The sequence below is a fragment of the Myroides sp. C15-4 genome, from assembly GCF_050522745.1.
Taxonomy (GTDB): domain Bacteria; phylum Bacteroidota; class Bacteroidia; order Flavobacteriales; family Flavobacteriaceae; genus Flavobacterium.
In genome coordinates, this window is sequence record NZ_JBMVQX010000081.1 from 1 (window position 1) to 2,127 (window position 2,127).

Annotated in this window: 3 protein-coding genes; all 3 read left to right on the plus strand. The window is 31.1% G+C overall.

Annotation, left to right across the window (positions count from 1 at the left end):
• Nucleotides 1-1,002, plus strand: a 1,002-nt coding sequence (locus ACPDHL_RS16130; protein WP_430533725.1) for an RHS repeat domain-containing protein, incomplete at its 5' end; no start/stop codon positions are given.
• A 7-nt stretch (nt 1,003-1,009) separates the two neighbouring features.
• Nucleotides 1,010-1,615: a hypothetical protein gene (locus ACPDHL_RS16135; RefSeq protein WP_430533726.1), complete on the plus strand. Its 606-nt coding sequence runs from the start codon at nt 1,010-1,012 to the stop codon at nt 1,613-1,615.
• Between the two features lie 295 nt (nt 1,616-1,910).
• The gene (gene tnpA / locus ACPDHL_RS16140) at nt 1,911-2,084 is read left to right on the plus strand and encodes an IS66 family insertion sequence element accessory protein TnpA (protein ID WP_430533727.1); all 174 of its coding nucleotides are present in this window, start codon (nt 1,911-1,913) and stop codon (nt 2,082-2,084) included.
• Nucleotides 2,085-2,127: the final 43 nt, after the last annotated feature.

Here is a 2,127-nt window from a genome sequence, read left to right on the forward strand (position 1 = left end):
GTTCGTGTCAGTTATTCTGATGCGAATAAAAACAATAAAATTGACGTCGGTGAAATTGTAGAGGAAAACAACTACTATCCATTTGGTTTAGCGCATAAAGGTTATAATGAGAAGAATAACACCATCGCCAAGAATTATAAGTATCAGTATAATGCCAAAGAGTTACAAGAGGAGTTAGGCTTCAATGTCTATGATTACGGTGCCCGTAACTACGATGCAGCTATCGGCCGATGGATGAATGTGGATCCGTTGGCGGAGAAAATGCCAAGTTGGAATCCTTATACTTATACCTTTAATAATCCAATTATGTTTACGGACCCAACAGGAATGATAGGTGAAGGAATAATTGTAGGTAATTCAACTAAAGAAAACTTCGTAAATAATCAAGCATTAAATACTTTTGCATCAACGAAAGAGGGAAAGGAATTTTTAAGTGATTATGCAAAAAAAGGAGATGTTGTTGGTGATCATACTTTTAATAAAGATGGGAAATATCATAATAAAGGTATAGATATAGTGTTTGAATCGAAAGATTTGGGTAGAGGTGTTGGGGGGAATACTTCTAGCTCTATGCAAGAAGGTAGAGCTGAGATTCTATTTACTATTAATAGTAATCCAATCGTTGATTCATCTGATGGTAATTATTACGATACTAGAAATCTTAGTAATAAAAATGATATGGTAAAAGCTATTATAGGTAGAACTATAACTATTTTTCATGAAACTTTTTTGCATGGTGACCATAGTACTAAAGATTATTTGGATGATTATAGTTTTAATAAAAGTAACATTGATCCACATATATTAAATCATTATAAAAACAACCTTAAACATGCAGGTCATGCCCAAGCTCAATTTGGTTCAGATGCTTCAAGTTTATTGTTTAATACAAAAGGATTTAAAGGTATTGAATCAGCGAATTCTAAGTGGAGTTCAGGTCAGCACTATAGTGGTAGTCAATTGAAAAAAATGATGTGGAATTTCCAAGGAAGTTATAAATAGTTTTAAGATGAGAGTTTATTTTTTAGGATGCATATTTTTTCTTTTTTTTTCATGTCAACAAGAAAATGTTATAGTAACTGAATATAATTATTTTACAGCGGATATTTGGAATAAGAATTCAATAAAAGACAAGTATGTAGTATACAAGGCTTTGTTAGAAGGGGATTCATTATCAATATATAAAAGAGATAATGGAATTCGTAATAAATTTAAATTTGCTTTAGATGCAAAAGGAATTTATGTAGTGGAAAATAAGAGGCGAAAATTATTGTATTCGTTTGAAAAAAATGTAAAAATACTAAGAGATAGTAGTGTAACTAAGAGCTTCTATAATGAAGTGGAATTGATAGAAAAAAAGAAGTATATAATTAATGAAGTAGAATATCAAATCTATCATTTTTTAGAAAGCGATTATGATGTAACATTAGATAGTTATTACTTAGAAGGAGAGGGCTTTATTTGTTTTTATGAATTTAAAGGAAGTGAGTTTTTGTATCTTGATTCTCCAAAGGCATTAGAAGTATATAAAATATTTTCTGAGGACTATTCTTTTAATGCTGTATTGCAAGCAGAGATGATGAGAGAAAATGTTTTAAAAAGTAAAGAGAATTAATGATCTTTTTTAAGAATATATAAACCCGCTAGTTCTAAGACTAGCGGGTTTTATGTTACATAATACTTTTCAGTTTCGTTTGTTTAAGGAAGGAGTCAAGCAGTTCCATGACCACATTTTTTTTATCGTCTGGGAGTTTTTGGATATCTGCAATTTTGTTTAGTAGGTCTTTTTCAATCAAAAAAAACTTATCTTTATAAGAACAGTTGGTCTTTGATAACAAAGTATGCACCTGACCAACCGCATATTTTCTAACTTAGTGTAAGGTAGTAAGTTTGTCTCAAATAATAAAGAGATGAATAAACAAGAAATCATGTACTCACATGTTGAAGAATGGAAAGCAAGTAGATTAACACAAGCAGCTTATTGTGAAGAACAAAGATTAAAGTTACCCACTTTTAGTTACTGGGTACAGAAATATCATAAGCAATCTAGCCTCGATCGCGCGGATTTGCAATCCGTGCGTTAGATTCCCCCCGATGCTTTGGATGAACTAAATGAAGCTAAGTCTG

What these genes read in the sequence shown, in the direction of transcription:
- ACPDHL_RS16135 (WP_430533726.1), top strand. Translation starts at nt 1,010, where the DNA reads ATGAGAGTTTATTTTTTAGGATGCATATTTTTTCTTTTTTTTTCATGT.
- tnpA (WP_430533727.1), top strand. Translation starts at nt 1,911, where the DNA reads ATGAATAAACAAGAAATCATGTACTCACATGTTGAAGAATGGAAAGCA.